At 74.4% G+C, this 1403-nt stretch carries 1 protein-coding gene; it reads right to left on the minus strand.

What is annotated here, in order from left to right; translation table 11 throughout:
* Nucleotides 1–1110: hypothetical protein (locus tag D450_RS0108240; protein WP_017538194.1), on the minus strand; the 1110-nt coding region annotated here is incomplete at its 3' end.
* Between the last annotated feature and the right edge of the window lie 293 nt (nt 1111–1403).

The raw sequence follows: 1403 nt of genomic DNA on the forward strand, positions 1-1403 counted from the left end.
CGAGCGGTGGTGCTCGACGAACGCGCCGGTGTCCTTGGAGGCGGCGTTGGCCGCGCTGAGCCCGGCCGCGACGGCGTTGCCGGAGACGTTCACCGGGACGTCGGCGTCGACGACGCCCTGGTTGCCGCCCAGCACCGAGCCGTTGCCCGAGGTGATGGGGCTGCTCTGGCCGGTGCGGCCGCTCTCGACGACGGAGGCGCCGGTGTCCTTGGAGGTCGCGGCGGCGGTGCTGAGCACCCCGGCGACGGCGTTGCCGGAGACGTTCACCGGCACGTCGGCGTCGCCGACCAGCTGGTTGCCGCCCAGCACCGAGCCGTTGCCGGAGGTGATGACCTCGCGGTCGCGGCCGTCCTCGACGAAGGCCCCGGTGTCGTCGGAGGCCGCCGCGGCGGTGCTCAGCACGCCGGCGACCGCGTTGCCCGAGGCGTTCACCGGCACGTCGGCGTCGGCGACCACCTGGTTGCCGCCGCCGATGGAGCCGTTGCCCGAGGTGACGATGTCGTGCACGTCGGCGTGGCTCTGCCGCATCACCGGCCCGGCGTCGACGCCGTGGCCCTGGACGTGCAGCGGCTCGGAGGCCTCGCTCAGCTTGTCGACCAGGCCGCCGGTGGCGGGGGCCAGCTGCGAGGTGCGGTAGCCGTCACCGTTGTCGCCGCCGTTGTCGCCGTTGTCGCCGCCGCCGTTCCCGGCGCCGCCGTCCTCGGAGACGATCGCGCCGGTGTCCTTGGAGGCCGCACCGGCGACCCCGCCGATGGCGCCGACCGCGTTGCCGGAGACGTTCACCGGCACGTCGGCGTCGCCGACCAGCTGGTTGCCGCCGACCGCCGAGCCGTTGCCCGAGGTGACCGGGCCGTCGTCGCCACTGGGGTCGATGACGTGCGCGCCGGTGTCCTTGGAGGTGGCGTTGGCGGTGCTGCCGCCCAGCGCGATGGCGTTGCCGGAGACGTTCACCGGGACGTCGGCGTTGCCCACGATCTGGTTGCCGCCGCCGATGGAGCCGTTCCCGGAGGTCACGGGGGCGGAGTCGGCGAAGGAGACGCCGGCGCCCAGGGCGACGAACCCGGCGGTGAGCAGGGCCGCCTTGGCGGAGGTGCGAACCCACTTGCGCATGTGGGATTTCCTTTCAGAGAACTGCTGCGGATGAGATGGAACCGTGCGTGACCGCTCGCGCCCCGGTGCCCGTGGCTCGGGCACCGGCACGTCCTGGGCCGGACGGGGGCGCGCTGACGGTCACACCCTGATGCGTGGGTGGTGCACGCCCTGTGTCAGCTCCGCTCTGGCCGAGCGGCGGCTGACGTGAACCCCGCGGGCGGGCCGTGCCCGCGGGACTCGCGTCAGCCCCCGGTCCTGAAGGACCGGGAAGCCTGGGGTCTCACGCCCTCCTGCGGCGGCGCCCCACGGCC

It is taken from the genome of Nocardiopsis halophila DSM 44494, from assembly GCF_000341245.1.
Classification (GTDB): Bacteria; Actinomycetota; Actinomycetes; order Streptosporangiales; family Streptosporangiaceae; genus Nocardiopsis_A; species Nocardiopsis_A halophila.